Annotated in this window: 20 protein-coding genes; 2 read left to right on the forward strand and 18 right to left on the reverse strand. The window is 69.5% G+C overall.

The window, feature by feature from the left end; genetic code table 11:
- Positions 1–148: 148 nt before the first annotated feature.
- The 5 genes from C2868_RS08695 to C2868_RS08715 form a co-directional block, all read right to left on the reverse strand.
- The gene (locus C2868_RS08695) at positions 149–1,399 is read right to left on the reverse strand and encodes an MFS transporter (RefSeq protein WP_100810528.1); all 1,251 of its coding nucleotides are present in this window, start codon (positions 1,397–1,399) and stop codon (positions 149–151) included.
- Positions 1,400–1,405: 6 nt separating this feature from the next.
- Positions 1,406–2,170, reverse strand: a complete 765-nt coding sequence (locus C2868_RS08700; protein WP_100810527.1) for a fumarylacetoacetate hydrolase family protein — start codon at positions 2,168–2,170, stop codon at positions 1,406–1,408.
- 30 nt (positions 2,171–2,200) lie between these two features.
- Positions 2,201–3,322, reverse strand: a complete 1,122-nt coding sequence (locus C2868_RS08705; RefSeq protein ID WP_100810526.1) for a branched-chain amino acid aminotransferase — start codon at positions 3,320–3,322, stop codon at positions 2,201–2,203.
- A gap of 85 nt (positions 3,323–3,407) precedes the next feature.
- The gene (locus tag C2868_RS08710) at positions 3,408–4,454 is read right to left on the reverse strand and encodes a 3-isopropylmalate dehydrogenase (protein WP_100810525.1); all 1,047 of its coding nucleotides are present in this window, start codon (positions 4,452–4,454) and stop codon (positions 3,408–3,410) included.
- Positions 4,417–6,024, reverse strand: a complete 1,608-nt coding sequence (locus C2868_RS08715; RefSeq protein ID WP_100810524.1) for an MFS transporter — start codon at positions 6,022–6,024, stop codon at positions 4,417–4,419. The genes C2868_RS08710 and C2868_RS08715 overlap by 38 nt, the downstream gene beginning before the upstream one ends.
- Before the next feature lie 88 nt (positions 6,025–6,112).
- Between C2868_RS08715 and C2868_RS08720 the strand changes: the two genes are divergently transcribed.
- A complete protein-coding gene (locus C2868_RS08720; RefSeq protein ID WP_100810523.1) occupies positions 6,113–6,658 on the forward strand; it encodes a TetR/AcrR family transcriptional regulator in 546 nt (181 codons plus the stop codon).
- A gap of 178 nt (positions 6,659–6,836) precedes the next feature.
- Here C2868_RS08720 and serA read toward each other — a convergent pair whose 3' ends face one another.
- From serA to C2868_RS08775, 11 genes are all read right to left on the reverse strand, one after another.
- Positions 6,837–8,426, reverse strand: a complete 1,590-nt coding sequence (gene serA, locus C2868_RS08725; protein WP_100810522.1) for a phosphoglycerate dehydrogenase — start codon at positions 8,424–8,426, stop codon at positions 6,837–6,839.
- Positions 8,427–8,715: 289 nt separating this feature from the next.
- On the reverse strand, positions 8,716–9,051 hold the full coding sequence (locus C2868_RS08730; protein ID WP_100810521.1) for a bacitracin resistance protein: 336 nt from the start codon (positions 9,049–9,051) through the stop codon (positions 8,716–8,718).
- Positions 9,048–9,698, reverse strand: a complete 651-nt coding sequence (locus C2868_RS08735) for a DNA polymerase III subunit gamma/tau (protein ID WP_100810520.1) — start codon at positions 9,696–9,698, stop codon at positions 9,048–9,050. The genes C2868_RS08730 and C2868_RS08735 overlap by 4 nt, the downstream gene beginning before the upstream one ends.
- A gap of 58 nt (positions 9,699–9,756) precedes the next feature.
- On the reverse strand, positions 9,757–10,644 hold the full coding sequence (locus tag C2868_RS08740; protein WP_100810519.1) for a CAP domain-containing protein: 888 nt from the start codon (positions 10,642–10,644) through the stop codon (positions 9,757–9,759).
- A 43-nt stretch (positions 10,645–10,687) separates the two neighbouring features.
- Positions 10,688–14,020, reverse strand: a complete 3,333-nt coding sequence (locus C2868_RS08745; protein ID WP_181003406.1) for a lamin tail domain-containing protein — start codon at positions 14,018–14,020, stop codon at positions 10,688–10,690.
- 191 nt (positions 14,021–14,211) lie between these two features.
- The gene (gene ilvC, locus C2868_RS08750; protein WP_100810517.1) at positions 14,212–15,237 is read right to left on the reverse strand and encodes a ketol-acid reductoisomerase; all 1,026 of its coding nucleotides are present in this window, start codon (positions 15,235–15,237) and stop codon (positions 14,212–14,214) included.
- Between the two features lie 51 nt (positions 15,238–15,288).
- Positions 15,289–15,798 carry an acetolactate synthase small subunit gene (gene ilvN, locus C2868_RS08755; RefSeq protein ID WP_100810516.1) on the reverse strand — a complete coding sequence of 170 codons (510 nt, stop codon included), beginning with the start codon at positions 15,796–15,798 and terminating at the stop codon, positions 15,289–15,291.
- 2 nt (positions 15,799–15,800) lie between these two features.
- Positions 15,801–17,603, reverse strand: a complete 1,803-nt coding sequence (locus C2868_RS08760) for an acetolactate synthase large subunit (protein WP_103663175.1) — start codon at positions 17,601–17,603, stop codon at positions 15,801–15,803.
- Between the two features lie 81 nt (positions 17,604–17,684).
- The gene (ilvD, locus tag C2868_RS08765; RefSeq protein ID WP_100810515.1) at positions 17,685–19,403 is read right to left on the reverse strand and encodes a dihydroxy-acid dehydratase; all 1,719 of its coding nucleotides are present in this window, start codon (positions 19,401–19,403) and stop codon (positions 17,685–17,687) included.
- Between the two features lie 9 nt (positions 19,404–19,412).
- Positions 19,413–20,291: a trehalose-phosphatase gene (locus C2868_RS08770; RefSeq protein WP_100810514.1), complete on the reverse strand. Its 879-nt coding sequence runs from the start codon at positions 20,289–20,291 to the stop codon at positions 19,413–19,415.
- The gene (locus C2868_RS08775; RefSeq protein ID WP_232711156.1) at positions 20,288–21,736 is read right to left on the reverse strand and encodes a trehalose-6-phosphate synthase; all 1,449 of its coding nucleotides are present in this window, start codon (positions 21,734–21,736) and stop codon (positions 20,288–20,290) included. The genes C2868_RS08770 and C2868_RS08775 overlap by 4 nt, the downstream gene beginning before the upstream one ends.
- Before the next feature lie 327 nt (positions 21,737–22,063).
- Between C2868_RS08775 and C2868_RS08780 the strand changes: the two genes are divergently transcribed.
- A complete protein-coding gene (locus C2868_RS08780) occupies positions 22,064–22,315 on the forward strand; it encodes a hypothetical protein (protein WP_100810513.1) in 252 nt (83 codons plus the stop codon).
- Positions 22,316–22,448: 133 nt separating this feature from the next.
- Here the strand turns inward: C2868_RS08780 and C2868_RS08785 are convergent, their stop codons facing one another.
- Positions 22,449–23,672: an acetyl-CoA C-acetyltransferase gene (locus C2868_RS08785; RefSeq protein ID WP_374935771.1), complete on the reverse strand. Its 1,224-nt coding sequence runs from the start codon at positions 23,670–23,672 to the stop codon at positions 22,449–22,451.
- On the reverse strand, positions 23,669–24,322 hold the full coding sequence (locus tag C2868_RS08790; protein ID WP_181003407.1) for a 3-oxoacid CoA-transferase subunit B: 654 nt from the start codon (positions 24,320–24,322) through the stop codon (positions 23,669–23,671). Before C2868_RS08790 ends, C2868_RS08785 begins: the two co-directional genes overlap by 4 nt.

A 24,322-nucleotide genomic window follows, 5' to 3' on the forward strand; every position in this document is an offset into this window, starting at 1 on the left:
CCGGGCCCACCCGCCGCGCGCCGAGCAGATAAGCGACGTCGTGCACGCGGCCCGCCGCGCACCCGCGACGACCGGATGCCGCGAAGGACCACCCGCACGAGCACGCGAACCGCCGCTCACACGAGCAGAGCAGATCGGATGCCCAGGCTCAGGTCGCGCGCCGCGACTCCCGCCACACCACCCCGAGTCCGGCGACGACGGCCACGACCGCGACGATCGCCACGAGCGCGAGCCCGCTGTAGCCGACCCAGCCCAGCACGACGCCCGCGCCGACCGCGCCCGCGGCACCGACGAGGTTCATCGCCAAGTCGCTCCGACCCTGCCTGCGGGTGCGCAGCGGCTCCGCGGTCGCCTCGGTCAGCAGCGCCGACCCCGCGACGGTCGCGGCGCTCCAGCCGAGCCCGAGCAGGATCAGCGAAACGGTCACCGCCGCCGACACTTCCGACCACAGCCACGCCGTGAGCAGCGATGCCAGCAGCAGAGCCTGCCCGACCGCGATCGTCTGCAGTCGGCCGAGCCGGTCGGCCAACAGGCCGAACACGGGGCTGAGCGCGTACATGCCGGCGATGTGCAGGCTGATCGTCAGCCCGATCACGGTCAGCGTCGCGCCATGGTGGAGCAGATGCACGGGCGTCATCGCCATGACCGCGACCATCACGCCGTGACTCGCGGCGACGGCGAAGATCGCGAAGCGCGCAACGCGGGGACGATCCGGATGCATCACGGCCCGGGTCCGCGCATCCTTCGACACCGCGTCGCGCAGCCGCGCCGCGAGCAGCAACGGGTCGGGCCGCAGCGCGAGCAGATACAGCGCGATCGCGAGCAGCTGCGCCCCGATCGTGAAGACGTACGGGCCGGTGAGCGTCGGCATCCCGAGGGCCGCGCCGATCGCCTCCCCGGGGCCGACGAGGTTCGGACCGAGCACCGCGCCGATCGTCGTCGCCCAGACGACGAGTGACAGGTCCCGACCGCGCGTCGCGTCCGTCGCCAGGTCCGCTGCGGCGAACCGCGACTGCAGGTTGGCGGCGGTGCCCGACCCGATCAGCACGAATCCCACGAGCAGCAGCGGAAACAGCCGGAGCGATGCCGCCGCGATGACGACCGCGACGCCCGCGAGCGCGATCAGCATGCCCGACGACAGCGCGATGCGGCGGCCCCGACGCCGCGCGAGTGCCGCGAGGGGCACCGCGAGGGCGGCCGAGCCGAGCGTCAGCGACGCGGTTGCGAGGCCGGACAGCGCATCGTCGCCCGAGATGTCCGCCGCGAGCAGCGCGCCGAGCGAGATCGTTGCGCCGAGCGCCAGTCCCCCGAGAACCTGACCCGACGCGAGCACGAGGACCGTGCGGCGTTGGACGGCACCGATATCGGTGGGGAGCGTGGCGCCCGCCTCGGATGTCACGGCGACCTACGCGTCGCGAACGGGGTTGCGCAGCACGCCGAGGCCCGCGATCTCGACCTCGACGACATCACCGGCGACGACCGGGCCGATGCCGGCCGGCGTGCCCGTCAGGATCACGTCGCCCGGCAGCAGCGTGAACACGGCCGAGGCGTAGGCGATGATGTCGGGGACCGAGTGGATCATGTCGGTCAGTGGCGCGCTCTGCTTGACCTCGCCGTTCACACGCGTCTGGATCGTCGCCTCGGCTGGATCGAAGTCGGTCTCGATCGCGGGCCCGAGCGGGCAGAACGTGTCGAACCCCTTCGCGCGCGTCCACTGCCCGTCGCTCTTCTGCAGGTCGCGGGCGGTCACGTCGTTGCCGAGCGTGTAGCCGAAGACGTAGTCGAGAGCGGATGCCGCGGGCACATTCTTGGCGATGCGCCCGATCACGACCGCCAGCTCACCCTCGAAGTCCGTGCGCGAAGACTGGGGCGGCCGCACGATCGCGTCGCCGGGCCCGATCACGGAGGTGTTCGGCTTGAGGAACAGCAGGGGCTCCGCGGGAGCCTCCCCACCCATCTCGGCGGCATGGTCGTGGTAGTTCTTGCCGACGCACACGACCTTCGAGCGGGGGATCACGGGCGCGAGCAGCGATACCTCGCCGAGCGGCACGCGCTCGCCCGTCGTACCGAATCCGGCGAACATCGGGTCACCCTCGAGCACGACCAGTTCGGCCTCGTCGACGATGCCGTAGCGGATGGACTCTTCGTGGCTGAACCGTACGATCTTCACCCGATCAGCCTACTGTCGACGGTTTGCCGTTCAGGCGTCGAGGCGCAGCATCCAGCCGTGCTTGTCCTCGCGGCGGCCGTACTGGATGTCGGTCAGCTCTTCGCGCAGCGACAGCGCGAGCGATCCGGTCGGCTGCTCATCGAAGAAGGTGCGGCCCTTGAGCCCGCCGATCGGCGTGACGACGGCGGCCGTGCCGCAGGCGAACACCTCGACGATGTCTCCGGATGCCACGCCCTCACGCCATTCGGCGAGCGACACCGCGCGACCCTGAACCTTGTGGCCCCGGTCTTCGGCGAGCTGCAGGATCGAGTCGCGGGTGATGCCCTCGAGGATCGAATCCGACATCGGGGTCACGACCGTGCCGTCTTTGTACACGAACACGATGTTCATACCGCCGAGCTCTTCGACGTTGCCGTCGGAGTCGAGGAACACGACCTGGTCGCAGCCGTTCTCGTACGCCTCGGACTGCGGCAGCAGACTCGCGGCGTAGTTGCCGCCGGTCTTGGCCGCGCCCGTGCCGCCCTTGCCCGCGCGCGCGTAGTCCTCCGACAGCCAGATCGTGACCGGCTTCACGCCGCCCGTGAAGTACGCGCCGGCGGGCGAGGCGATCACGTAGTAGTTGACCTTGTTCGCGGGCCGAACACCCAGGAACGCCTCCTTCGCGAACATGAACGGGCGCAGGTACAGGCTCTGGTCGGGGGCATCCGGAACCCAGGCGCCGTCGACCTTGATGAGCTCCTCGAGCGACTGGACGAAGTACGACACCGGCAGCTCCGGCAGAGCGAGCCGACGGGCAGAGCGCTGCAGCCGACGACCGTTCTGGTCGGGCCGGAACGTGTGGATCGAGCCATCCGCGTGCCGGTACGCCTTGATGCCCTCGAAGACCTCCTGGCCGTAGTGCAGCACGGCGGCGGCCGGGTCGAGGCTGATCGGACCGTAGGGCTGGACGCGCGGACGGTGCCAGCCGCCGCCGACCGACCAGCAGATGTCGACCATGTGGTCGGTGAAGTGCACGCCGAAGCCCGGATTCTCGAGAATCTTCGAGCGCTGCTCGGCGCTCTTGGCCTGGAGGTTCCGCGAGACGAGGAACTGCAGGGGCGCGAGTCCGGCGTCGCGGTCGCTCCCCGTGCCGGGGTTGTCGATAAGGGTCATGTCAGTCCTGCCGATCGAAGATGGGGCGGCGCGTCATCACCAGAGCGACATCGCGAAGCCGGCCGGGTATCCCGAAGTTCTCAGGCTACAGCCGAGCTGTGATCGCGTCGCCGATGGCGCTTGTCGTGCGGGAGCCGCCGTCACGGTCCGCGATGTCGGCCTCGACCGCGCGGGTCACGCGGTCGGCCGCCTCGGGGAGTCCGAGGTGCTCGAGCAGCAGGGCGACGGAGAGGATCGCCGCCGTCGGGTCGGCCTTCTGCTGCCCCGCGATGTCGGGCGCCGATCCGTGGACGGGCTCGAACATCGACGGGAACGCGCCGTCCGGATTGATGTTTCCGGAGGCGGCGAGACCGATGCCGCCGGTGATCGCACCGGCCAGGTCGGTCAGGATGTCGCCGAAGAGGTTGTCGGTGACGATCACGTCGAAGCGGGACGGGTTTGTGACCAAGAAGATCGTTGCCGCATCGACGTGCAGATAGTCTACGGCGACATCCGGATGCTCCGCCGCCACATCGGCGACGATTCTCTGCCAAATCGACCCGGCGTAGACGAGCACATTCGTCTTGTGCACCCAGGTGACCTTCTTCGCGCGCTTTTCGGCCAGGTCGAACGCGTACCGGACGACCCGTTCGATGCCGAACGCGGTGTTGACGGACACCTCGGTCGCGACCTCGTGCGGTGTGCCGGTGCGCAGCGACCCGCCGTTGCCCACGTAGGGACCCTCGGTGCCCTCGCGGACGACGACGAAGTCGATCTCGCCCGCGTCGGACAGCGGCCCCGGGACGCTCGGGTACAGCTTCGAGGGGCGGAGGTTGACGTAGTGGTCGAGCTCGAACCTCAGCTTCAGCAGCAGCCCACGCTCGATGTTGGCGTTCTTCAGCCGCGGGTCGCCCGGCACTCCCCCGACGGCGCCCAGCAGGATCGCGTCGTGCGACGCGATGCTCGCCAGGTCGTCGTCGGTCAGGGTGTCGCCGGTCTCGAGGAACCGCGCGGCGCCGAGCGAGAATCGCGTCTTCTCGAACGAGACATCCGTCTTCTCGACGGCCGCGTCGAGGACCTTCTCGGCCTCGGCGACGACCTCGGGTCCGATCCCGTCACCGGGTATGAGTGCCAGCTTCACGACGCGCGACATTGCTCGATTGCTCCTGGGGTGCAGAGGGACGGGATGCTCCCAGGGTAGTGGCCGCGATCACCGCGGCGATCACGATCAGCAGTGCCCCGATCAGCGAGGTGATGACGACTCCCCCGTCGAACGCGTGCGCGGCGGCGCTGCGCAGCGACTCACCGATCGCATGGGGAAGGTCCTGAGCGGCGGCCATCGCGCCGGCAAGCGTCTCGCGCGAGGCATCCGCCGCGTCCTGCGTGAGCCCCGGGGGCAGCAGCAGGTTGGCGCGGTAATACGCCGTCAGGATGCCTCCCATGATCGCCGTGCCGAGCACCGCGCCGAGTTCGTAGGCCGTCTCGGAGACGGCGGATGCCGCGCCCGCTTTTGCGGAAGGAGCGTTCCAGAGGATCAGCTCGTTCGAGACGGTCTCGGCCATGCCGACACCGGCGCCGAGCGACATGAAGGCGACGATGAGCATGGCGAGCGAGCCATCCCCCGCCGTCAGCGCGACGATCAGGTACCCCAGGACCGAGAGCCCGAGGGCGGCGGGAACCAGCACGCGCGGCGCGAGGCGACGCGCCAGCGGCACGACACCGAGACCTGCCACGATCATGGCAGCGAGGCCGGGAAGCAGCGCGATGCCGGCGTCCATCGGGCTGAGCCCCAGGACGAGCTGCAGGTGCTGCGCGACGAAGTACAGGAAGCCGACGAGGGCGACGACACTCAGCAGGTTCACCAGGATCGCGCCGCTGAATCCGCCGCGGCGGAACAGCGACATGTCGAGCAGCGGGGTCTCGAGTCGCAGCTGACGACGCACGAACAGCACACCGACCAGCACACCGAGCCCGACGAGGGGCAGGGCCGGGCCCGTGAAACCGTCGACCGCGAGCGACTTGATGGCCGCGACGAACGGAACCATCGCGCCGAGCGACAGGACGATGCTCAGGATGTCGATGCGGCCCGGGTGGGGGTCCCGGCTCTCCGGCACGAGGATCGGCGCGAGCACGAGCAACGGCAGCAGCACGGGCACGGCGAGCAGGAACACGGAGCCCCACGCGAAGTGCTCGAGCAGGAACCCGCCGACGATCGGGCCCAACGCCATCCCGGCGCTGAATCCCGCGGCCCAGACGGCGATTGCGAGGCGACGCTGTTCGCGGTCGCGGAAGATGGTGCGCAGCAACGACAGCGTCGCGGGCATGAGCATCGCGCCGAAGAAGCCGAGGCCGACACGGGCGGCGATGAGCAATTCCGCCGAGGGGGCGAAGGCGGCGGCGATCGAGAGCACACCGAATCCGGTTGCCCCGATCAGCAGCAGCCGTCGGCGCCCGAAGCGGTCGCCGAGCGAGCCCATCGTGACGAGGAGGCCGGCGAGGACTAGCGGATAGGCGTCGACGATCCAGAGCTGCTGAGCGCTCGTCGGCTCGAGGTGCAGCGCGATCTGCGGCAGCGCGAAACTCAGCACCGTGTTGTCGACCGAGACGAGCAGCACGGGCAGCATGAGCACCGCGAGCGCGGCCCACGCGCGGGGTCCTGCCTTGCCGCTCGTCGCCAGCGGAGTCGTGCCAGCGTGCTTCGACGCCGAAATCTGTGTAGCCATGATCCGTTCCGTAAGTAAACCGTCCAGCCGGTATAGTAACAGACATGCGCGATATTTCGCTGGGCGACCACTGGGTACGATCGAGCGCATGAGTCGACCCCCGCGGGCCCGAGAAAGCGTGCTCGACGCTTTCGAGGCGATCCTGATCGACGAGGGCGAGCGCGCCGCGACGATGGATGCCACGGCGCGCGCCGCCGGGGTCTCGAAGGGTGGGCTGCTCTACCACTTCGGATCGAAGGACGCCCTGGAGTCCGGTGTCATCGACCGGCTCGACGCCCTGGTCACCGACGACATCACGGCCATGACGACCGCGGCGGAAGGCCCCATCGCCTATTTCCTGCGCAACTCCGTCATGGAGAACGACCCCCTCGATCGAGCGATCCTCGCCACCTCACGCCTCGCCCAGGGCGGCAACGTCTCGGCGAGCGCCGCCCTACGCCTCGTGCGCGAGCGCTGGGGTGACGCACTGCGACCGCACACACGGAATGCCGCGGCACTCGACCTGGTCATGCTCGTCAGCGACGGGCTCTACTTCAACAACGCCCTCGCGGGCGGGAACATCCCGGGCCCGGTCCCCCGCGGCGCGGAGATGGATGCGCTGATCGCCCTGGTCGAGACATCCGCCGGTCTCTGATCTCCCCCTCCCTCGCGGGGTCTCGCGCAACACGATGGCTACACACCCGCGCATCCGCGCCACGGATCGACGCAGCCATCGCTAACCTCTGCACCAACGCGTGACGACGAACCGATGCCGGAGGCCCGAACGCGGCGACGAGTCGAGACGCGTCTCGCGGAGGGTCGATCCGGGCGAACTAGGCCTCGGTGATCTCCAGCTGCACGAGCAGGTCGGCCTGGATCGCCTCGCGCACCTCGTCGAGCAGCTCGTCCGGGACGCGCGAGTCGAGCGTGAGCACCGAAAGCTGCGCTCCGCGCTGACTGCGGGCGACCTGGAGCCCTGCGATGTTGATGCCCGCATCGCCGAACTTCTGGCCGTAGATCGCGACGATCCCCGGGCGGTCCGTGTAGAGCATCACGATGTGGTGCTTCGCGATCGGAACCTCGATCTCGTACCCGTTGATGCCGACGATCTTCTCGACCATGCGAGTGCCCGAGAGGGTTCCGGCGACCGTCAGGACGGTGCCGTCGCTCAGGGTGCCGCGCAGGGTCGTGACGTTGCGGTAATCCTCGCTGACCGGGTCGACGAGCAGGCGCGTCTCGATACCGCGCTGCTCGGCGAACAGGGGTGCGTTGACGTACGAGACGTTCTCGCTGACGATGCTCGTGAAGATCCCCTTGAGGGCCGCGAGGCGGTAGACGCTCACGTCGTAGGCCGCGAGCTCGCCGCGCACGTCGATGTCGAGGCTCGTCAGCGCCGCGTGCGCGAGCCCGCTGAACACCTGGCCGAGTTTCTCGACGAGCGCGATACCGGGCCGGACGAACGGATCGATCACGCCACCCGCCACGTTGACCGCATCCGGAACCAGATCGCCCTCGAGCGCGAGCTTGACCGAACGCGCGACCGAGACACCCGCCTTCTCCTGAGCCTCGTCCGTCGAGGCACCGAGGTGCGGGGTCACGACGACGTTCGGCAGCGCGAGCAGCGGGGAGTTCTTCGGGGGCTCGTCGACGAACACGTCGAGCCCGGCGCCCGCGATGATGTTGGCCGAGAGGGCGCGGTGCAGGGCGTCTTCGTCGATCAGTCCCCCGCGAGCGACGTTGACGACGTAGGCGGTGTCCTTCATCAGCGCAAGTTCGGCGTCGCCGATCATGCCCGTCGTTTCAGGCGTCTTCGGCATGTGGATCGTGACGAAGTCGCTCGTGCGCAGCAGCTCTTCGAACGGCAGGAGCTCGACGTGCAGCTGCTGGGCACGCGCGGGCGTGACATACGGGTCGTATGCGACGACGCGCATGTCGAAGGCCTGCAGACGGGCCGCGATCAGCGCGCCGATGCGTCCGAGGCCGATGATCCCGACGGTCTTCTCGTACAGCTCGGTGCCGGTGAAGCTGCTGCGCTTCCACTGACCCTCCGCGAGCGAGGCGTGCGCCGCGGGGATGTTGCGGGCCAGGCTCAGGATGTGGCCGACGGTGAGTTCGGCGGCCGACACGATGTTCGAGGTGGGCGCGTTCACGACCATGACACCGGCGGCGGTGGCGGCCTTGATGTCGACGTTATCGAGTCCGACCCCGGCACGCGCGACGACCTTCAGCACGGGGGCCGCGGCGAGTGCCTCGGCGTCGATGTTCGTCGCCGAGCGGATCAGCACGGCGCTCGCGTCGGCGAGGGCGGCGAGCAGTGCGGGACGATCCGTCCCATCCACGCGGCGGATATCGAACTCGGGACCGAGCGCGTCGACGGTGGCGGGCGAGAGTTCTTCGGCGAGCAGGACGACGGGCTTCGTCACGGTGTTCCTTCGTGTTGCGCTGTGTTGCGCGCTCGCGTGCGGTGATGTCCGCGCGCGAGCGCGTGGCGGTTCTTCGACCCCGTGCTCGCGCGCGGGAGTCTTGTGGGCCGCGCCGCACGCCTGCAAGACAACGGGGCGAGGCGAGAAAAAGCCTATCGGCTCCCGGCACGCGCTCCGTGCGCGTGACGCCGCTTGATGGTGCTCGATCGCGCGTGACGGTGCTCGATCGCTTGACGGTGCTCGATCGCGCGTGACGGTGCTCGATCGCGCGTGACGGAGCGCGGGTGCCTCAGCCGACCACGGCGCTCGTGTTCAGGCTCGTGTAGGCGATCACGTTGAGCCAGAAGACCGCGACGAGCCCGAGCCCGGTCAGCAGCACGAGCGCATAGACCGCTGCGCCGCACCGGTAGCTGAGGGCGAACGACACAGCGAACGCGAGGACGGGGAACAGGATCGCGAAGATCCAGATGAACCAACCGAGCGCGTTGAGACCGATCTGGGCGGCCTGAATCGTATTCCCGACCGCCTGCCACAGCGCGTAGGCGTAGAACAGCGCGAAAAAGCCGCCGATCGCGACCAGAATCCAGGTGGGCGTCCGCGTGACGCGGATCGAGGCATCCGTCATCGTCCCACGGCTCCGATCATGAGGAAGGGCCACGGGATGAGCAGCAGAACCCCGATCGACAGCCAGAGCCAGCGCACCCACGCGCGGGTCTTGCGCGTGGCGAAGATCGTCGTCGCGAACCAGATCAGCGGCGCGGCCGTCGCGAGCCAGAGCGCACCCTGGTACATCGAATCGGTCACGAGCACCTGATACCGGCCCTGCAGACGCAGTCCGCCGACGAGCCAGCCGATCGCGAACAGCAGGTATACGCCGCCGAGCACACCGATCGAGACGAGGGCCGCTGTGCCGAGGCCCTCGGGTTCGGGCTCGTCCGCCGTGGCGACGGACGTTTCGGATGCCGCGGACTCTTCCGTCGTCCCGGACGTCACCGACGCCGTCGACGTCGACGTCGCGGCGGAGGGTCCGTCTCCGGCGCCCGCGGACGGTGCGACCGGCGGAGGCGGCGCCAGGGGCGGCGGGGTGCTGGACGCGGTCGGTCCGGAGTGCGTCACCGACTCGCTCCCCCGACCGAGCGGGGTCCATCCCTCGGGCAGCGATGCGGGCGGCACCGGGGCGGCGTCGTCATCCGGCGCTGCCGGCACTCCCGTTTCGAGCGTGGGGTCGTCGTCGCCGTCCCAGCTCAGGGCGTCTTCGTCGCGTCGCGGCATGTCCCCAGAGTAGCCCGGCGACGACCCGTTTCTGCGGGGCTCACGACCAGCGCGAGAGTCAGACGTGAGGACCGGCAGCACGACGTCGGCCGCGCCGCACGAGCAACCGCGCGACGAACCACGCAAGAACGGCGCTCGCGAGCACGAGCAGGAGCACTCCCGCGCCGATCCACGGCGCAGGGCCCGAAATCGGGGACGACTCGGATGCCTGGGGTCCGGGCGTCGGGGCGGAGGTCATTGCGTGCCGGGCCGAGGGCGCGGGCGAAGGCGTGGCGGTCGCCGCGGACTCGGCCGCAGCGGCGGCAGCCTCCGCGGCTTCGGCAGCAGCGGCGTCGGCAGCAGCAGCTGCCGCTGCGGCGTCGGCTGCTGGATCGGCCGGGGTCGCCGGGGCGGGAGCTGCCGGGGCCTGCTCGGGGGCCGCGGGCGCGGGAGCGGGCGGGGCCGGCGCGGGCAGTCCGCTGCCCGGGTAATTCGCGAAGACCTGAACGGCCCAGGTGGTGCCGTTCGCCTCGATGAGCGCCGTGCCGATGTCGGTGAAGTCGCCGAGGATATTGGCGCGGTGCGGCGCCGATCCCATCCATCCGCTGTGGAAGCCCGCCCCGCTCCCGTAGCCCTGGGCGACGTTCTCGCCAGCGGCGCGCCACCCGCCCGGGATCTGGGAGCCATAGGCGGGGTTGTGCGAGATCGAGCCGTTCGCGGCCATCTGATTCGCCCAGGTGAGCGCGACGGCGTCGAGCGAGCCGTTCCGAACCAGACCGCCGAGCCCGTTCTGCGCTCGCGCGTCGTTCGCGAGTGCGACGATCGTGTCCTCGTCGTACGCCGCGGCCGGAGTGACCGCTCCGCCCGCTCCCAGACCGACGACGAGCGCCATGGTCAGCACGAGTCGGGCGAGAACGCCTCTCGCCCGACGAGGGGCGCGGTTCGGGTCGCGGTCGAAGAAGCGCATCCACTCACGGTAGGCGACGCACGACCGCTCGACAGGGAACCGCTCAGCGCGCCGAGATCATCACGGCCGACGTCTGCACGGCCTTGTCGAACTGGAACGACAGACGCACCGAGAAGTCGTCGTCCGCGGCGGTGTACCGGTTCTGCAGTCCGTGGTCGAGGATGCGCCAGGGACGGGCGTTCGATCCGGACGTGTCGTGCCCGTTGTCGGCGACGGCCTGTTCGTAGTCGTAGGGGAAGCTCGCGTGCTCGCCGAGCGTGGCCGAGAACGTGTCCACCTGCACGGTCCCGCCCGCCAGATCGATCTGCAGAAGGCGCTGGAAGCCCGTCGCCCGCTCACCCGTGTGCGTGCGGAACTCCTGGTAGTCGGCGAGGAGCTCGGTGACCGCGTGCCCGGCGATACCACCGGCATCCGCGGTGTCGATGCGCGAGAGGCCGTGGAAGTGCCCCGCGAGGACGAGCACGACGTTCCGGTGGGGGGCGACGACCCGCGTCCAGAGCTCATCGGCCCGTGACAGCCAGCGCGAACTGGACGAACGAGAGGGCGGGTTGTCCTGGCCCGTCGCCGACAGGTGCTCGTGCGTCGCCACGATGACGTTGCGATCCGGATTCTGCGACACGACCTCTTCCGCCCACGCGAGCTCGCGCTCCGCGTAGCCGTAGGGCAGCGAGAGCACCAGGAACCGGGCGCCCGCCCGCTCGAACAGGGTGAAGTTGGCGCTGTTGTCGTCGGGCGCGATCGATCCGCCGTACCAGGGCGAACCGGCGTACCGGTCGGGTCCGAAGTACTCGTTGAACAGGTCGTTCGTCACGCCCCGCTTGTTGTCGTGATTGCCCGGCAGAACGCTGTTCGCAATGCCCGCTGCGTCGAGCGTTGCCTGCGTCGTCGACGCCACCTCGTACTCGCGCCGGGCACGGGGCTGCTGCTGGTCGGGGTCGACCCAGTTCTGGATCAGGTCGCCGGTGTGCGCGACGAACGAGATCTTGCGCGCTTCCTCGGAGGCCCGGATCCACGCGAGCTGCTCGGCGTACACCTCGGGGTACGCCTCCGAGAGGTACTGCGTGTCGGTGATGTGGCTGACCGCCAGGTCGTAGTCCTCCGGATCGGCGAAGCCCGTGCGGTCCGTCGCGGCACGCGCCGGGACGACCTGCACGAGGATCTCGGCCACGCCCGCCGAAACCTCACCGGGGCGCACCTCACCCGACAGCACGATCTCGTGTGTGCCGCCCTCACGTGCCGCCTCGGCCTCGTCGAGGCTCCGCCAGGTGCCCGCCCGCGGCACCCACACCGACAGGCGCACGGGCGCCGCACCCGTCGCGGAGCCCGCCCACGAGACGACGGCGGATGCCTCGGGCATCGCGACGCGCAGACGCACATAGGGATAGGCCCACGCATCGTCGCGGCCGGCCACGAGTGCCGGGTCGACGACGCGCTGCTCGTTGGGCGCGCTCCGCTGCGTCAGCGGGCCGTCTTCGCTCGATCCGGCGAATGCCTCGATAATCGTCGCCGCGTCGCCCGTGAGCGCGCTCGGCGCAACGCTCTCCGCGGCACGGGACGACACGGCCGCGATCCGGGTCTCGGTCCGCACGGCGGCGATCCTCCCGGCGGCGGCGGGCGTGAGCTCGCCCGTCTCGATCCAGGGACGCTCGTCGAGCGAGCCGGGCGTCGCACCCGCGTGCACGAAGTCGTCGGCGTCGGTACCGGTGAACCGGGCGCGCTGCCACGTCTCTCCGGCGATCCGGTCGACCACGAATGTCGAAAGCGGCATGCCCTTCGTGCACGGGCTGTACCGCTCGATCGAGTGGTCCATCTCGTTGGCGTGGAAGATCCCGACGCTGTCGACGCGCACGCCCGAGGCGTCCTCTACCCAGACGCCCGCGCCGCGGAAGTCCAACTCGGCCGTGAACCGCGCCTGGGCTGTGCCCGCGGCATCCGTTCCCTCGAGCGCCGCGACCCACGTTCCCCCCGGCTCGATGCGGGTGCCCGGCTCGATCACGACCAAGTCGTCGGGTTCCCGAAAGCCGTCGTCGCCGCACGCCACCAGGCGCCACCCGCCGATGTCGACGGCACGCCTGCCATAGTTGCCGAGTTCGACGAGGTGGTGCCGTGTCGTCTCGGTTCCCGCGGCATCGGCGCCGGCGGGGTCGATCAGGGGGTCGGTCGCGATCTCGCTGATCGCAACGGACGGCGTCGCCGGGTAGGTCACGGTCTGGCCGGCAAGGCGCGTATCGGTGCGCGCGTTGGGGTGTCCCGGGGTGCGCGTGGCGATCAGCCACTCGCCGGTCGCGGGGTGGCGTTGCCAGCTCTCGCCGCCGCGGTAGTCCAGCACGGACGCCAGCTTCTCGTCACCCGTCTGGCACGCGGTGTCCGGATGATTCGAGACCGAGACACCGTCGACGCGCCGACCCGAGGCATCCACCAGCAATGTCCCCGACACTGTGTCCGCGAGCGACGTCCGGGATGTGAAGGCCGCGGTCGCGTCGCCCTCGCCCCGGCTGCTCACGACCAGTCGCTCGCCCGCCGCGAGGGTCGTGCGCGCGGGGAAGACCACCTGGGCCGTGGCGTCCGACAGGGTGCCGTCACGCGCGCAGCGATACAGCGTCCACCCCGACAGATCGACGCTCTCCGCTCCCGGGTTACTCAGCTCGATCAGATCGTCGTCCGACCCCGCCGGTCCGGCCGCGGCGATCTCGTCGATCACCACGACCCCGCTCGGGCTCGTCACACGCCCGAGGTCCGACGTCCCGGGTGTCGCGTCGGCGCGCACGAAATCGACGGCGACATCGCCCGTGTCGCGCACCCGCTGCCAGGACTCGTCGAGGGCGAACGCGAGGGATGCGGGGACGTTGCCGTTCTCACTGCACTCGCTCTCGGTCGGCCACGGTTCGGTCGGGTACACCGCGATCGCGTCGGCGGTCTCGCCCGAGGCGTTCGTGAGGATCAGGCCGAACCCGGTGGGCGCATACTGCTGCGTGAAGAGCCCGTCGGGTTGCGCTCCCCCGAGCTCCACGCCGATGCGTGTGACGGTCGCGATGGCCCCTGGCTCGAGCACGACCCCCGTGAGATCGGACTCGGGCCGCGAGTAGTTGGACCGCAGCCCCTGTGCGGAACAGCGGAACACCTGCCACCCGGTCAGATCGATCGCGTGATCGTCGATGTTCCGCAGCTCGAAGAAGCTGTCCGCGTCCGACCGTGACGACCCCGCAGCGACCTCGGAGATCACGACGCGACCCGCGGATGTCGCGGGTGCCGGCACGGCGGATGCTTCCCGCGCCGACGCCGCGGGAGTGACCGCCCCCACCGACAGCGTCAGGACGCCGAGACCGAGCGCGAGAGCGGACAGGTGAGCGGAGCGGCGTTTCGCCAGGCGGAGCACGCCCCGAGCGTGGCGGTCGCGGCTGAACGCCCCGCATCCGTCCGGTGCGTGCGGCGTGAACAGCGCATTGCGCACACACGAAAAGGCCCGGCCGTCACACCCCGGGTTGCGGGGGTGTGACGGCCGGGCTCAGCCGAGCCTGGTGGGACGACTGGTCTGGAATCCGAGCGTGCTCGGCTCAGAGAGCGAGGTCAGCGCGCGGCGCTGCCCTCGGTGTAATCGGCGTCCTGCTGCTTCCACGCGAAGAGGGCGCGCAGTTCGCGACCGACCTCTTCGATCGGGTGCTGGGCACCCTTCTCGCGCAGTGCGAGGAACTCGGGGGCTCCGGCGTCCTGGTCGGCGATGAAGCGCTCGGCGAACGCGCCCGACTGGATGTCACCGAGAACGGCCTTCATGTTCTCCTTGACGTGCGGGTCGATGACGCGCGGTCCCGAGACGTAGTCGCCGTACTCGGCGGTGTCGGAGACCGACCAGCGCTGCTTGGCGATGCCGCCCTCCCACATGAGGTCGACGATGAGCTTGAGCTCGTGCAGTACCTCGAAGTACGCGATCTGCGGCTGGTAGCCGGCCTCGGTCAGGGTCTCGAAACCGTACTGGACGAGCTGCGAGACGCCACCGCAGAGCACGGCCTGCTCACCGAACAGGTCGGTCTCGGTCTCTTCCGTGAAGGTCGTCTTGATGACGCCGGCGCGGGTGCCGCCGATGGCCTTGGCGTACGACTTGGCGATGTCCCAAGCCTGGCCCGAGGCATCCTGCTCGACGGCGATGATGTCGGGGATGCCGCGACCCGCGACGAACTCGCGACGCACCGTGTGACCCGGCGCCTTGGGCGCGACCAGGATCACGTCGACGCCCTCGGGGGCGTCGATGTAGCCGAAGCGGATGTTGAAGCCGTGCGCGAACGCGAGGGTCTTGCCCGCGCTCAGGTGCGGGGCGATCTCGTTCTTGTAGATGCCGCGCTGGTGCTGGTCGGGCGCGAGGATCATGATGAGGTCGGCCCACTCGGCGGCCTCGGCGACCGACTTGACGGGGAATCCGTCTTCCTCGGCCTTGGGAGCCGACTTCGACCCCTCCTTGAGCGCGATGACGACCTCGACACCGGAGTCGCGCAGGTTCTGGGCGTGCGCGTGTCCCTGCGAGCCGTAGCCGACGATCGCGACCTTCTTGCCCTGGATGAGCGAAAGATCGGCGTCGGAGTCGTAGAAGATCTCGGCCATGTTCGTGTGGTTCTCCTTGTTTGCGGGTTTTGTGAAGTCGGACGTCGCGGGTCAGCCGCGCAGGACGCGCTCGGTGATGCTCTTACCACCGCGACCGATGGCGAGCAGGCCGGATTGCGCCAGCTCTTTCACGCCGAACGGTTCGACGGCACGCAGGAACGCATCGATCTTGCCGTGATCGCCCGTCACCTCGATGACGAGGGCGTCGATCGAGTAGTCCACGACCGAGGCACGGAACAGGTTCACGACCTCGATCACGTTCGAACGCGTCGCGTTGTCGGCGCGTACCTTGACGAGCATGTGCTCGCGCTGAACGGAGGTCGCGAAGTCGAGCTCGACGATCTTGATCACGTTGATCAGCTTGTTGAGCTGTTTGGTGACCTGTTCGAGCGGGAGTTCTTCGACGTCGACGACGACCGTGATGCGCGACAGACCCGGCACCTCGGTGACTCCCACGGCGAGGGATTCGATGTTGAAGCCGCGGCGGGCGAAGAGCCCCGCGACACGGGTCAGAAGACCGGGCTTGTCCTCGACCAGGAGGCTCAATACGTGCTTGCTCATCGTCAGTCCTCCTGTCCGAACGCCGGCGAGTGCTCTCGCGCGTACTGGACGAAGCTGTTGCTGACGCCCTGCGGCACCATCGGCCACACCATCGCGTCGGCACTCACGACGAAGTCGATCACGACCGGGCGGTCGTTCGTCTCGAGCGCCAGCTTGATCGCCGCGTCCACGTCTTCTTCCTTCTCGACGCGGATGGCGAGGCATCCGTAGGCTTCGGCGAGCTTGACGAAGTCCGGCACGCGGATGCTGTCGTGGCCCGTGTTCAGGTCGGTGTGCGAGTAGCGGCTGTTGTAGAACAGCGTCTGCCACTGGCGCACCATGCCGAGCGAGGAGTTGTTGATGATCGCGACCTTGATCGGGATGTTGTTGATCGTGCAGGTCGCGAGCTCCTGATTGGTCATCTGGAAGCATCCGTCGCCGTCGATCGCCCATACGACACGCTCGGGTTCGGCGACCTTGGCGCCCATCGCGGCGGGCACCGAGTAGCCCATCGTGCCGGCGCCGCCGGAGTTCAGCCACGCATTCGGACGCTCGTACTTGATGAACTGCGCCGACCACATCTGGTGCTGTCCCACACCCGAGGCGTAGATGCCCTCGGGGCCGGTCAGCTCGCCGATGCGCTGGATGACGTACTGCGGCGCTATCAGGCCATCTGTCGTCGGCGCGTAGCCGAGCGGGAACTCTTCGCGCAGACCGTCGAGGTACGACCACCACTCCGAGATGTCGGGCTCCGCCTCGGCCGCCGCGGCGGCGTAGGCGCCCTCGAGGTCGACGAGCACGTCGCGCAGATCACCCACGATGGGAACATCGGCGGCGCGGATCTTGCCGATCTCGGCCGGGTCGATGTCGACGTGCACGACCTTGGCGTTCGGGGCGAAGAGCGCGGCCTTGCCGGTCACGCGGTCATCGAAGCGCGCGCCGAGCGAGACGAGCAGGTCGGCCTCTTGCAGCGCCAGCACCGCGGGCACCGTGCCGTGCATGCCGGGCATTCCCAGCTGCTGCTCGTGCGAGTCGGGGAATGCCCCGCGCGCCATCAGCGTCGTGACGACCGGCGCACCCGTCGCCTCGGCGAGACGCAGCAGCTCGGCCGACGCCTTGGAGCGGATCACCCCGCCGCCGACGTACAGCACGGGCTTCTTGGCGGCGGCGAGCAGCTGCGCCGCAGCCTGGATCTGCTTGCCGTGCGCCTTGGTCACCGGGCGGTAGCCGGGCAGGTCGATCTTCGGCGGCCAGATGAACGGCGCCTCGTTCTGCTGGGCGTCCTTCGTGATGTCGACCAGCACGGGACCGGGACGACCGGTTCCCGCGATCTCGAACGCCGAAGCGATCGCGGCCGGGATGTCTTCCGCGCGCTTGACCAGGATCGAGTGCTTCGTGATCGGCATCGTGATACCCACGATGTCGGCCTCCTGGAACGCATCCGTGCCCATCAGCGTGCTGAACACCTGACCCGTGATGCAAACGATCGGCACCGAGTCCATGTAGGCGTCGGCGATGGCCGTGACGAGGTTGGTCGCGCCCGGGCCCGACGTCGCGATGGCGACGCCGATGCGTCCGGATGCCGAGGCGTAACCCTCGGCAGCGTGACCGGCACCCTGTTCGTGGCGCACGAGGATGTGGCGCAGGGCGGTCGAGTCCATGAGCGGGTCGTAGACGGGCAGGATCGCTCCACCGGGCAGCCCGAAGACGTCGGTGACGCCGAGCAGCTCGAGGGAGCGGACGACCGCCTCCGCACCCGTGAGCACGGGCGCGGACGCGGTGCGAGCGGGCGGCCGGGGAATGGCCGTGGCAGATTCGGCGGGCATGGTGAGAATCCTTGCGATCGGAATGACTGTGATGATTCGCCGGCAGAGGACCGACGAAACGCCGCATCCTTCGGACGCGGGCTATCCCGTGACCGCGCCCTCCGCGGCGGAGTGCACGAGCTTGGAATACTTGGCCAGAACGCCTCGGGTGTAGCGCGGGGGCAGCGGTTCCCAGCCAGAGCGGCGGGAGCTGAGCTCAGCCTCATCGACGAGTAGGTCGAGAGTGCGAGCTGCGATATCGACCCGTATCAGATCACCATCGCGCACGAAGGCGATGGGACCTGCGTCCACCGCTTCGGGTGCTATATGGCCGATGCAGAGGCCGGTTGTGCCGCCTGAGAATCGTCCGTCCGTCAAGAGTAGTACATCTTTTCCGAGCCCGGCTCCCTTGATGGCGGCGGTGATCGCGAGCATCTCGCGCATTCCGGGGCCACCCTTCGGGCCCTCGTAACGGATCACCAGGACGCTGCCCGGGGCGATCGATCCCTCTTCCAGCGCGTCCATCGCGGCACGCTCGCGCTCGAACACCCGCGCGGGGCCCTCGAAGACGCTCGCGTCGAAGCCGGCGGTCTTGACGACCGCACCCTCGGGAGCGAGCGAACCGTGCAGCACCGTGATGCCGCCGGTCGCGTGGATCGGGTTGTCGAACGTGTGGATGACGGTTCCGTCGACGGGGTCGGGGTTCAGCTCGGCGAGGTTCTCGGCGAGCGTCTTGCCCGTGACCGTGAGGGCGTCGCCGTGCAGCAGACCCTCGTCGAGCATCGCCTTCATGACGACGGGGATGCCCCCGTGTCGGTCGACGTCGTTCATGACGTAGTGGCCGAACGGCTTCATGTCGGCGACGTGCGGAACCTTGTCGCCGATGCGGTTGAAGTCGTGCAGGCTGAGGTCGACGTCCGCCTCGCGCGCGATCGCGAGCAGGTGCAGCACGACGTTGGTCGAACCGCCGAGGGCCATCGCGAGCGCGATCGCGTTCTCGAACGCCTCTTTGGTCAGGATGTCGCGGGTCGTGATGCCCAGGCGCAGGAGGTTCACGACGGCCTCGCCCGAGCGGTGCGCGAACGCGTCGCGGCGGCGGTCGGCCGACGGCGGCGCGGCCGAACCCGGCAGGCTGAGGCCGAGGGCCTCGGCGACGGACGCCATCGTGTTGGCCGTGTACATGCCGCCACAGGCACCCTCGCCCGGCGCGAAGGCGCACTCGATGCGCTTGAGGTCGGCCTCGCTCATCTTGCCGGCCAGGCAGGCACCGACCGCCTCGAACGAGTCGATGATCGTGATGTCCTTCTCGGTGCCGTCGCTGAGCTTGACCCAGCCCGGTGCGATCGACCCGGCGTAGAGGAAGACGCTCGAGAGGTCGAGGCGGGCGCTGGCCATCAGCATCCCGGGGATCGACTTGTCGCAGCCCGCGAGCAGCACACTGCCGTCGAGGCGCTCGGCCATCATGACGGTCTCGACCGAGTCGGCGATGACCTCGCGCGACACGAGCGAGAAGTGCATGCCCTCATGACCCATCGAGATGCCGTCGGATACCGAGATCGTGCCGAACTGCAGCGGGTAGCCGCCGCCGGCGTGCACGCCCTCCTTCGCGCCCTGAGCCAGGCGGTCCAGGCTCAGGTTGCAGGGGGTGATCTCGTTCCAGCTCGACGCGATGCCGATCTGGGGCTTCTCCCAATCGGCGTCGCCCATGCCCACGCCGCGGAGCATTCCGCGCGAGGTGGTCGCTTCGATGCCGTCGGTGACGACCCGGGAGCGGGGCTTGATATCGACGGGGGAACTGTCGGAAGGGTCGTACGGAGCCATCCCCCGAGTCTATTCCTGCTGTGCCGCCCGCATCCGCGCCAGGGTCCACAACACTCCGGCGAGTTCTTGGGCGTCTGCGACACGCACGCGGGCGGATGTCTCCCCCGGCCCGACGCGCACGCCCAGGTCGCCTTCGGTCAGGTGCGCGATCGCATCCTCGTCCGTGACGTCATCCCCCGCGAAGAACACGGCCGTCGCACCCGTCTGCTCGCGCAGAGCGGCGATCGCGGCATCCTTCCCCGCGTGGCTCGACGAGAACTCGAGGATGTCCTGCCCCGTGCGCCGCCGCCATCCCGGCGCCCGCTCGACGACGAGCGCGTCGATCTCGTGCGTCGCCCGCGCGGCATCCTCGGCCGTGCTCAAGCGCGTGTGGAGAGCGAAACCCAGGGCCTTGTGCTCGATCCACGCGCCCTCGATGTCGGCGACGATGGTGTCGGCGACGGCGCGCACAGCGTCGGCATCCACGTCGTCCGGCTCGGCGCCCTGCTCCGCCGCCTGCTCGGTACGAGGAGTTCGGCTCGGCGAGAGGACTCGTCCCACCTCAGCGTCCTCTTCCCCCGCCGAAGTCCTCTCCTCACGCTGAGGGGTGGCAGTGGAGGCCGGGTACCAGAACTCGGCGCCATGCGAACCCGCGAGATACACCGGCGACTCGTCGTCGTGCTCGCCGATCACCCGCAGGTCGGCGAGCATCCGTCCCGAGACGAATGCCACGAAGGTGTCGGGAAGCGCGGCGAGATCGGCGACCGCGTCCTGGGACGCCGGCAACGCCCGAGCCTTCATCGGCTCGTCGATCAGGGGCGCAAGCGTGCCGTCGAAGTCGAGAGCGACGAGCAGCTTCTCCGTGGCGGCGAGCGGCCCGAGCAGATCGTTCAGTTCGCGTTCGCTCATGCGGGTGCAACCTCTCTCGGGGCGGGGCCCCGGTCGCGTCGACGCGCGGCATCCAGCGCGGCGACGAAGCTCTGCGACCACGCCTCGACGTCGTGCTCGAACACGCGACGCCGCAGCGACCGCATCCGGCGTCCCTGCTCGGCGCCGGGCATCTCGACGGCGCGCATGATCGACTCCTTGAGCCCCTCGATGTCGTGCGGGTTGATCTGCAGCGCGCTGCCGAGCTCATCCGCGGCCCCGGCGAACTCGCTCAGCACGAGCACGCCGCGGTTGTCGATGCGCGAGGCGACGTATTCCTTGGCGACGAGGTTCATCCCGTCGCGGAGGGCCGTCACGAGCATCACATCGGCGGCGAGGAAAAGAGCGACCATCTCTTCGCGCGGATAGCCGTGGTGCAGATAGCGGATGGCCGTGTGGCCCATCGTGTCGAACGTGCCGTTGATGCGCCCGACCGTCAGCTCGATCTCGTCGCGCAGCTGGGCATACGCGACGACACGCTCGCGACTAGGGCTCGCGACCTGCACGAGCGTGACGTCGGAGGTGTCGAGCTTGCCGTCCGTCAGGAGCTCGCCGAACGCCTTCATGCGGTGGCGGATGCCCTTGGTGTAGTCGAGCCGGTCGACTCCGAGCAGGATCTTGCGCGGGTTGCCGAGCCCCTCGCGGATCTCGGCGGCCCGCGCCTGGACCTCGGGCGAGCGGGCCAGCTCGGCGTACGACTCGGCGTCGATCGAGATGGGGAACGCCTTGGCGAGGGCGATCCGGGTGCGGCCGTCGCCCATGGGCACCGAGATCCCCGAGGCCTTGGTGTCGTACCGCAGCTGACGACGCACGGCGCGGGCGAAGTTGCCGGCATCCGCGACGCGCTGGAACCCGATGACATCCGCGCCGAGCAGCCCTTCGAGCACCTGCTTGCGCCAGGGCAGCTGCGAGTACAGCCCGTACGCCGGGAACGGGATGTGGTGGAAGTACCCGATCGTCAGGTCGGGGCGAAGCTCGCGCAGCATCTTGGGCACGAGCTGCAGTTGGTAGTCCTGCACCCAGACGGTGGCCCCCTCGGCAGAGACGGCCGCGGTCGCCTCGGCGAAGCGCCGGTTGACGCGGACGTAGGACTCCCACCAGAGGCGGCTGTACCGGGGCGCGGCGATCACGTCGTGGTAGAGCGGCCAGATCGTGTCGTTCGAGAAGCCCTCGTAGTAGAGCTCGACGTCGTCGGCGCTGAGCGAGATCGGCACGAGGTGCGTGCCCTCGAACTCGAAGGGCTCGAGCTCCAGGTCCGCCTGGCCCGGCCATCCCACCCACGCACCGTCCGCGCGCCGCATCATCGGCTCCAGGGCCGTCACGAGGCCACCCGGCGACCGCCGCCACTCGCCGTCCTCGGCGCGGTCGACGGGCAGTCGATTTGCGACGACGACGAAGTCGGCGCGGTCGGGCAGGTCGGTCGTCACGGGGGCCTCTCACGAGCATCGGGACGGGCATGCGTGCTGCCTCCAGGGTATCTGGCGTGTCGGCATACCTCGGCGACGCATCCGTTCCGCGCCGGCGTCCGGCCCCCGGCATCCGTCCGCCGCCCCCTTCGCCGAAACACCCCTCTTGCGGCGAGGCACCCCAGACCCGAGGTGTTTCGCGGCGGAAGGGGTGTTCCGAGGTGGGAGGACGCTGCGCAGGGGCGACAAAACGGGCGGCGCGGCGGAAAAACGGGCGGATGCTTCGGGCACCGGCGGCGAAATGTCAACCGCGAGCGCGGCCCGGGTGACGTTCGGTAGCGTGGGACCATGCGCAAGTACCTGTTCGGAACGGGCATCATCTCCGCCATCACCGGCGGCATCACGCTGCTGCGCGGAGCCCGCGACAGTGAGTTCACCTGGCGCGAGGCCCTCGCCTGGATCAGCTGGGGAATCACGGCAACGCTCGCGATCGGCGCGATCGTCGACACGTACCGTGCGTCGCGCGGCCATGTCATCGCGGACGACTCCCCCGTCCACGGCAAGGAGCAGAAGCTTCTGAAGAAGCGCCTGCACAGGTAACCCGGCGTCCGCCCGATCCCGCAACGTGCACCGAGCCCGCCCCTTCGCGCCGAGTACGCCGGTTATCCACCGCAAGTGAGTAGCGGAGTCGGCAACAGGCGGCGATCTCGGCGTGCCGCTCAGCGCGCGCCGCTCAGCGCGTGAGGATCAGCGCCTCGCCCTGGCCCCCGCCGCCGCACAGCGCGACAGCGGCGGTGCCGCTCCCCCGACGACCGAGTTCGTGCACCGCGTGCACGACGAGCCGCGCCCCGGATGCTCCGATCGGGTGCCCGACCGCGATGCCCCCGCCGTGGACGTTGACGACGTCGTCGGCCAGGCCCAGCTCGGCCTGGGAACGCACGACCACGGCCGCGAACGCCTCGTTGATCTCGACGATGTCGAGGTCGGCGGGAGTCAGTCCCTGCTTCTCGAGCGCCTTCGCAATGGCCCGGGCGGGCTGCGCGTGCAGCGAGTTGTCCGGCCCAGCGACCTGCCCGTTCGCCCCGATCACGGCCAGCACGGGCCACCCGCGCGCCTCGGCGTGGGCGCGGTGCGTCACGACCACAGCGGCCGCGCCATCCGAAATCTGCGACGAGTTGCCCGCCGTGATCGACCCGCCCTCCGCGAACGCGGGCCGCAGGCGCCCGAGCGTCTCGACCGTCGTCTCGGGACGGATGCCTTCATCCGCCGTCACGCGGACGGCATCGCCCCGCCGCTGCGGCACGTCGATCGCCACGATCTCGTCCGCGAACACGCCCGCCTCGGTCGCCGCTGCGGCACGCTGGTGCGAGCGCGCCGAAACGGCGTCCTGCTGCTCGCGCGTCACCTCGAACCGGTCGTTGCGGCGCTCGGTGGACGCGCCCATGCTCTCGTTGTCGTACGCGTCGGTGAGCCCGTCGAGGGCCATGTGGTCGAGCACCTCGACACTGCCGTACTGCCATCCGTCGCGCGATCCCATCAGCAGGTGCGGGGCGCGGGTCATGGACTCCATGCCGCCCGCGACCACGACATCCGCGTCGCCGACCCGGATCATGCGTGCCGCGTCGATGATTGCCGTCAAACCCGACAGGCAGACCTTGTTGACGGATGACGCGGGCACCTCCCATCCGATCCCCGCGGCCAGCGCCGCCTGGCGCGCGGGGTTCTGGCCCGACCCGGCGGGCAGCACCTGCCCGAGCACGACGGCGTCGACGGCATCCGCTGCGATCCCGGCCTTCTCGAGCGCGCCGCGGATGGCGAAGCCGCCGAGCTGGGGCGCCGTGAAAGACGCGAGCTGACCCTTCAACCGCCCCTGGGGCGTGCGGGCTGCGGCCACGATGACGATGTCGTCCGGCTCGATGCTCTCGTGCGGCATGTGTTCTTGCGGCAGGGCGCTCATGCGTTCTCCTCCAGTGCGGGCGAAACGGTCAGGTGCGGCTCGGTCGCCGCGACGACCTCGGCCACGGTCACACCCGGTGCCACCTCCACCAGCACGAGTCCGTCGGGCGTCACGTCGATCACGGCCAGGTCGGTGATGATTCGGTCGACGACCTGACGCCCGGTCAGGGGCAGCGAGCACTCGTCGACGATCTTCGCCGAACCATCCTTCGCGACGTGCTCCATGAGCACAATGACCTGGGCCGCTCCGTGCACGAGATCCATTGCGCCTCCCGGACCCTTGACCATCTTCCCCGGGATCATCCAGTTGGCCAGGTCACCGGTACGCGAGACCTGCATCGCACCGAGCACGGCGACATCGATCTTGCCGCCGCGTATCATGCCGAAGCTCGTGGCCGAGTCGAAGAACGACGCCCCGGCCAGGGTCGTTACCGTCTCTTTTCCGGCGTTGATCAGATCCGGATCCACATCCGCATCGTCCGGGTACGGCCCCACGCCGAGAATGCCGTTCTCGGACTGCAGCACGACGGTCACGTCATCCGGCACGTAGTTGGGCACCAGGGTCGGCAGCCCGATCCCGAGGTTGACGTACGAGCCATCCGTCAGCTCGGCGGCGGCACGCGCGGCCATCTGCAGGCGATCGAGTGGCAT

The organism is Microbacterium sp. CJ77 (assembly GCF_002911615.1).
Taxonomy (GTDB): Bacteria; Actinomycetota; Actinomycetes; order Actinomycetales; family Microbacteriaceae; genus Microbacterium.

Coding starts and splice junctions, on each gene's coding strand:
- C2868_RS08705 (WP_100810526.1), bottom strand. CDS start 3,322: ATGACCCTTATCGACAACCCCGGCACGGGGAGCGACCGCGACGCCGGA.
- C2868_RS08710 (WP_100810525.1), bottom strand. CDS start 4,454: ATGTCGCGCGTCGTGAAGCTGGCACTCATACCCGGTGACGGGATCGGA.
- C2868_RS08715 (WP_100810524.1), bottom strand. CDS start 6,024: ATGGCTACACAGATTTCGGCGTCGAAGCACGCTGGCACGACTCCGCTG.
- C2868_RS08720 (WP_100810523.1), top strand. CDS start 6,113: ATGAGTCGACCCCCGCGGGCCCGAGAAAGCGTGCTCGACGCTTTCGAG.
- C2868_RS08730 (WP_100810521.1), bottom strand. CDS start 9,051: ATGACGGATGCCTCGATCCGCGTCACGCGGACGCCCACCTGGATTCTG.
- C2868_RS08735 (WP_100810520.1), bottom strand. CDS start 9,698: ATGCCGCGACGCGACGAAGACGCCCTGAGCTGGGACGGCGACGACGAC.
- C2868_RS08740 (WP_100810519.1), bottom strand. CDS start 10,644: ATGCGCTTCTTCGACCGCGACCCGAACCGCGCCCCTCGTCGGGCGAGA.
- ilvC (WP_100810517.1), bottom strand. CDS start 15,237: ATGGCCGAGATCTTCTACGACTCCGACGCCGATCTTTCGCTCATCCAG.
- ilvN (WP_100810516.1), bottom strand. CDS start 15,798: ATGAGCAAGCACGTATTGAGCCTCCTGGTCGAGGACAAGCCCGGTCTT.
- C2868_RS08760 (WP_103663175.1), bottom strand. CDS start 17,603: ATGCCCGCCGAATCTGCCACGGCCATTCCCCGGCCGCCCGCTCGCACC.
- ilvD (WP_100810515.1), bottom strand. CDS start 19,403: ATGGCTCCGTACGACCCTTCCGACAGTTCCCCCGTCGATATCAAGCCC.
- C2868_RS08770 (WP_100810514.1), bottom strand. CDS start 20,291: ATGAGCGAACGCGAACTGAACGATCTGCTCGGGCCGCTCGCCGCCACG.
- C2868_RS08780 (WP_100810513.1), top strand. CDS start 22,064: ATGCGCAAGTACCTGTTCGGAACGGGCATCATCTCCGCCATCACCGGC.
- C2868_RS08785 (WP_374935771.1), bottom strand. CDS start 23,672: ATGAGCGCCCTGCCGCAAGAACACATGCCGCACGAGAGCATCGAGCCG.
- C2868_RS08790 (WP_181003407.1), bottom strand. CDS start 24,322: ATGCCACTCGATCGCCTGCAGATGGCCGCGCGTGCCGCCGCCGAGCTG.